The organism is Bradyrhizobium manausense (genome assembly GCF_001440035.1).
In the GTDB taxonomy this organism is placed as follows: domain Bacteria; phylum Pseudomonadota; class Alphaproteobacteria; order Rhizobiales; family Xanthobacteraceae; genus Bradyrhizobium; species Bradyrhizobium manausense.
This window is the reverse complement of record NZ_LJYG01000108.1, coordinates 478,450-483,216: the sequence shown is the minus strand read 5'-3', so window position 1 is coordinate 483,216 and position 4,767 is coordinate 478,450. Positions and strand designations below refer to the sequence as shown.

Below are 4,767 nucleotides of genomic sequence, written 5' to 3'. Positions count from 1 at the left end.
CCGCCGATCATCAAGGCCGATAACACGCCGACCAAGATCGTGCCGGCACCGTCGGACTCCTCGGCCAAGGTGCCGGATCGCATGGTGAGCGGCGACGGCAGCGAGAAGATCGTGCCGCGCGAGGAAGCGCCTGTCGACGTCAATGCCAAGGCGGCCGGTCCCCGCGTGGTGTTTCCGGCGCTGAACCAGAATTCCAACCCGCCGTCGGTCGCGAGCGTGTCGCCATCGACCGTTCCGCCACCGGGCGCCGGGGTGGTCCCGAGCAACGGGACGATGCCGAACGGCGCGCCCCGCTCGGTCAAGGTCGTCGTTGTGAAGGGTGATCAAACCGACGCCACCGCGGCGCAGGCCGCTGCACCGTCGCCCGCCAAGTCGGCGGCTGCGCCGAAGCCGGTCGCCGCGCCGGCCGCCCCGCGCACCCCTCCGACGTCAGCCAATGCCAGCGCCAATCAGCCGCTGTCGCTGGCTCCGCAAGCCGCCCCGGCCGAGCCACCGCAGCGCGTGGCTGCGACCAACCCTACGCAGATCGCGCCCGCGCCCAGCGGCGGCGGCTATGTCGTGCAGGTCTCTTCGCAACAGAGCGAGGAGAGCGCCGCCGCGTCCTACCGGGTGCTCCAGAGCAAATACGGCAGCGTGCTGGGCTCCCGCTCTCCGGTCATCAAGCGGGTCGACCTGACCGACAAAGGCAAGGGCATCGTCTACCGTGCCTTCGCCGGACCGTACGCCTCGGCTGATGAGGCGGTGCAGGCCTGCAACAATCTGAAATCGGCTGGCCTGCCGTCCTGCTTCGTCCAGAGGAATTAACGGCCGTTTCCTTGACCCCCTCCGGGGGCAGGGTTAATCGGCCCTATGAGCACGCGGGCTTTCATTACCGGCGTATCCGGACCGGAACTGACCGCCGCTGAGCGGGCATTTGTCCGTGCCGAAGGCTCGTGGGACTTGATTCCCTTCAGGCATAGCTTTGAGATTTCGACTCAAGCCGCGGGCCGCATTAGGGAATTGAACGCGGGACAGCTGGTCTCGGCCGGACCCGCCGGTCACAGCATTCCCGTGGATGGCGCCGCCAAGCCGGTCCATCCAATGCCGAGTTCTGCGACAATGATTGCTCAGGTGATTCGCAGCGCAATCGGGTTCCAGGGTTTGTTAATGAGTAATGACGTGCCGATGAAGACGCTGGCGGGACGCATTGGCGACGCAGGTCGCGCCATGCAGGCGGCTGGCGCGCCGCGTCACAGCAACGACAATGCGCAACTGGACGCATTGACCGCAAACACGGCATCCGCATGACCGCAGAAATTCTATCGTTTGAAACCGGCCGGCCCGCAGAGCTCGCCGAGGGCGAGCCGGCGTTGGTGGTGGACGTCGAGGGCTATGAAGGCCCGCTCGATCTGCTGCTCGCGCTGGCACGGCAGCAGAAGGTCGACCTCGCCAAGATCTCGATCCTGGCGCTGGCGGACCAGTACCTCCACTTCATCGAAGCCGCGCGAAAGATCCGCCTCGAGCTGGCCGCAGACTATCTGGTGATGGCGGCCTGGCTCGCCTTCCTGAAGTCGCGCCTGCTGCTGCCGGAACCGCCGAGCGCGGAAGGTCCGAGCGCCGAGCAAATGGCAACCGCGCTTGCCAACCGTCTGCGCCGTCTCGAAGCCATTCGCGAAGCCGCCAACCGGCTGATGAACCGGGCGCAATTGCTGCGTGACGTTTTCCCGCGCGGCGAGCCCGAGCAGATCGCCGAAATCAAGCATCCGAAATACACGGCGACGCTGTACGATTTGCTCACAGCCTACGCCTCGCAGCGTCAGTCGCGCGTGCTGGCGAGCGTGCATCTGGCCAAGCGCACGGTGTGGTCGCTCGCCGAGGCGCGGGCCACGCTGGAGCGGCTGGTCGGCAGCATCACCGAGCAGGACGATTGGGGCGTGCTCGACGATTTCCTGATCCGTCATGTCGCCGATCCGACGCAGCGCGCGACGGTGTTCGCCTCGAGCTTCGCCGCCGCGCTCGAGCTGGTGCGTGAGGGGCAGCTTGAGCTGAACCAGAAAGAGGCGTTTGCGCCCATCTATTTCCGAAAGGGGCGCGGGAAACCGATCGTGGACGCAACGTCTGCGCCCGATGCCCCGGTCGGTTAAGTGCAAGAAGGAGAAGCTGCCATGGCAAGCCTGGCTGAAGTGCGGGTAGAAGAGGCCGAGCCGATGGAGAATGAGCCCCAGGCACGCCCCGAAGAATTGAGGCTGCTGGAAGCGCTGCTGTTCGCCTCGAGTGAACCACTGGACACCGCGACCCTGGCCAAGCGGATGCCCGAGGGCGTCGACGTCAAGGCTGCGCTGGAGCAGCTCCAGGCGGACTATGCCTCGCGCGGCGTCAACCTCGTGCGGGTCGCCAACAAATGGACCTTCCGTACCGCCGGCGATCTCGCCTGGTTGATGACGCGCGAGAGCACCGAGACCAAGCGCCTGTCGCGTGCCGCGATCGAGGTGTTGGCGATCATCGCCTATCACCAACCGGTGACGCGCGCCGAGATCGAAGAGATCCGCGGAGTGGTCACTTCTAAGGGAACGCTCGACGTGCTGCTGGAGACCGGCTGGATCAAGCCGCGCGGCCGCCGCAAGACGCCCGGCCGTCCGCTGACCTTCGGAACCACCGAGGACTTCCTGTCGCAGTTCACCCTGGAACAGCTCGGCGACCTGCCGGGTCTGGAGGAGCTGAAGGGCACAGGCCTCTTGGATTCGCGCCTGCCGACCGGATTCAGCGTGCCGACGCCGTCGGATGATCCGGCGCTGCGTGAGGACGAGGATCCCTTGGAACCGGGCGAGGAACTCGATCTGTCCCTGGCGCCGGCGGTCGAGCCGGAGACGCCACCGGAAGGTGGCAATGAGGGCGATGAGGGGGGTGGCGAGGAGTGATACTCCGGCCTTCTACGGGCTCCTGCGACAGGTTAACACTAGCAAGATTACGTAGCGCCAACAGCGAATTGGCGCTGCCTTGGTCCTTGTTTTTGGCCCTTGCGAAGCCTACGTTCCGGTCAAGATCGGCCGGGTCCCGGCCATGCGCGTTTGGAGGGTTGCAGGATGGGTTCACTTAGCATTTGGCACTGGATCTTGGTGATCGCAGTGGTCCTGCTGCTGTTTGGCCGTGGCAAGATTTCGGATCTGATGGGCGACGTGGCGCAGGGCATCAAGGCCTTCAAGAAGGGCATGCAGGACGACGACAAGCCCGCCGAGAAGCAGGAGCCCTCGAAGTCCATCGAGCACAATGCCGCTCCGACCGCGGCGCGATCCGACGTTGGCAGCAAGGCCGTCTGAGCCAGGAGCACGCGAGACGCGGGAAGCGGACCCGATCCTGCGCGTGAGGGATTGGGCCGATCGTGATTTCGCGTGAACGGAAGACGTCATGTTCGACATCGGCTGGAGTGAGCTGGTTCTGATCGGGGTCGTGGCCCTGGTCGCCATTGGCCCGAAAGAGCTGCCGGGCGTTTTGCGCATGGTCGGCCAATGGATGGGCAAGGCGCGCAAGATGGCCGCCGAATTCCAGGGCCAGTTCCAGGAGGCGATGCGCGAGGCCGAGATGGCCGACCTCAAGAAGAGCTTTGACGAGGTCAAGGAAGCCGCCTCCGGCTTCACCGGCGGCGGTCTGATGACCTCGCTGCAGAAGGACGTCAGCGACGCGCTGCGCGTCGATGCGCTCGACAAGCCGGCTGAGACGCCGACGACCGCTGCTGTCGAACCACCAGCGGCTTCAAGTGAAGCGCCGGCGACGCCGACGACGCCGGAAGCTCCAACGCCTGAAACCTTCGTGGAAGCGGAAGCACATTCCGCTGCGAATGAGCCGCTCGCCGTCACCCAGGAGGTCGAGCAGAGACCGGTTGCGCAGGACACCGCACCCGAAGCAATCAAGGACGTCAAAGCGTCATGAGCGACGCCGATATCGAGGCCAGCAAAGCTCCGCTGATGGACCACCTGATCGAGCTGCGGTCGCGGCTGATCAAGGCGCTGCTCGGCTTCGGCGTGGCCTTCATTTTCTGTTTCTTCTTCGCCAAGCAGATCTACAACGTGCTGGTCTGGCCGTTCGTTTGGGTCGCGGGCGCGGAGAACTCGAAGTTCATCTATACGGCGCTGCTGGAATATTTCATCACCCAGCTCAAGCTCGCGCTGTTCGGCGCCGGCTTCATCTCGTTCCCGATAGTTGCGACGCAGATCTACAAGTTCGTCGCGCCGGGCCTCTACAAGCACGAGAAGCAGGCCTTCCTGCCTTATCTGGTCGCGACCCCGTTCTTCTTCGTGCTGGGCGCGATGCTGGTCTATTTCGTCGTGCTGCCGATGCTGGTGCGCTTCTCGCTCGGCATGCAGCAGATGGGGGGCGCCGAGACCGCGCAGATCCAGCTGTTGCCCAAGGTCGGCGAATATCTGTCGCTGATGATGTCGCTGATCTTCGCCTTCGGCATTGCCTTCCAGCTTCCGGTGATCCTGACGCTGCTCGGACGGATCGGCATCATCACCTCGAAAATGCTGCGCGAGAAGCGGCGCTATTTCATCGTGCTGGCTTTCATCATCGCGGCGGTGCTGACGCCGCCTGATATCCTCAGCCAGTGCTCGCTGGCGATTCCGCTGCTCGCGCTCTACGAGGGCTCGATCATCTCGGTGTCGATGGTGGAGAAGAAGGCGGCCGCCTCGCAGGCGACCACGGGCACTAACGCGTCGTCGGACGCGAATCCGGCGGAGTAGGGGGCCACACCCTCCGCCGTCAGGCCCCGCCTAGTGCGCAATTGCGCACGGG

At 64.8% G+C, this 4,767-nt stretch carries 7 protein-coding genes; all 7 read left to right on the top strand.

Annotated elements, in window-relative coordinates; all coding sequences use genetic code 11:
* A partial coding sequence (locus tag AOQ71_RS48930) for an SPOR domain-containing protein (RefSeq protein ID WP_245317289.1) occupies positions 1 to 804 on the top strand: 804 nt, incomplete at its 5' end.
* A 45-nt stretch (positions 805 to 849) separates the two neighbouring features.
* Positions 850 to 1,287 (top strand): hypothetical protein, encoded by a 438-nt coding sequence (locus AOQ71_RS32400; RefSeq protein ID WP_057755787.1) that lies wholly within the window; start codon positions 850 to 852, stop codon positions 1,285 to 1,287.
* On the top strand, positions 1,284 to 2,123 hold the full coding sequence (locus AOQ71_RS32395) for a segregation and condensation protein A (protein WP_057755785.1): 840 nt from the start codon (positions 1,284 to 1,286) through the stop codon (positions 2,121 to 2,123). The genes AOQ71_RS32400 and AOQ71_RS32395 overlap by 4 nt, the downstream gene beginning before the upstream one ends.
* Positions 2,124 to 2,144: 21 nt before the next feature.
* Positions 2,145 to 2,897 carry an SMC-Scp complex subunit ScpB gene (scpB, locus tag AOQ71_RS32390; protein WP_057755783.1) on the top strand — a complete coding sequence of 251 codons (753 nt, stop codon included), beginning with the start codon at positions 2,145 to 2,147 and terminating at the stop codon, positions 2,895 to 2,897.
* Positions 2,898 to 3,062: 165 nt separating this feature from the next.
* Positions 3,063 to 3,296, top strand: coding sequence for a twin-arginine translocase TatA/TatE family subunit (locus AOQ71_RS32385; protein WP_027529733.1), 234 nt, complete (start codon positions 3,063 to 3,065; stop codon positions 3,294 to 3,296).
* A gap of 88 nt (positions 3,297 to 3,384) precedes the next feature.
* Positions 3,385 to 3,906: a Sec-independent protein translocase protein TatB gene (gene tatB / locus AOQ71_RS32380; RefSeq protein WP_057755780.1), complete on the top strand. Its 522-nt coding sequence runs from the start codon at positions 3,385 to 3,387 to the stop codon at positions 3,904 to 3,906.
* Complete coding sequence (gene tatC, locus AOQ71_RS32375) at positions 3,903 to 4,715, top strand: twin-arginine translocase subunit TatC (protein ID WP_057755777.1); 813 nt, start codon at positions 3,903 to 3,905, stop codon at positions 4,713 to 4,715. The genes tatB and tatC overlap by 4 nt, the downstream gene beginning before the upstream one ends.
* Positions 4,716 to 4,767 lie beyond the last annotated feature (52 nt).

Excerpts from the sequence above, each read along its gene's own strand:
- AOQ71_RS32400 (WP_057755787.1), top strand. The coding sequence starts at position 850 with ATGAGCACGCGGGCTTTCATTACCGGCGTATCCGGACCGGAACTGACC.
- AOQ71_RS32395 (WP_057755785.1), top strand. The coding sequence starts at position 1,284 with ATGACCGCAGAAATTCTATCGTTTGAAACCGGCCGGCCCGCAGAGCTC.
- scpB (WP_057755783.1), top strand. The coding sequence starts at position 2,145 with ATGGCAAGCCTGGCTGAAGTGCGGGTAGAAGAGGCCGAGCCGATGGAG.
- AOQ71_RS32385 (WP_027529733.1), top strand. The coding sequence starts at position 3,063 with ATGGGTTCACTTAGCATTTGGCACTGGATCTTGGTGATCGCAGTGGTC.
- tatB (WP_057755780.1), top strand. The coding sequence starts at position 3,385 with ATGTTCGACATCGGCTGGAGTGAGCTGGTTCTGATCGGGGTCGTGGCC.
- tatC (WP_057755777.1), top strand. The coding sequence starts at position 3,903 with ATGAGCGACGCCGATATCGAGGCCAGCAAAGCTCCGCTGATGGACCAC.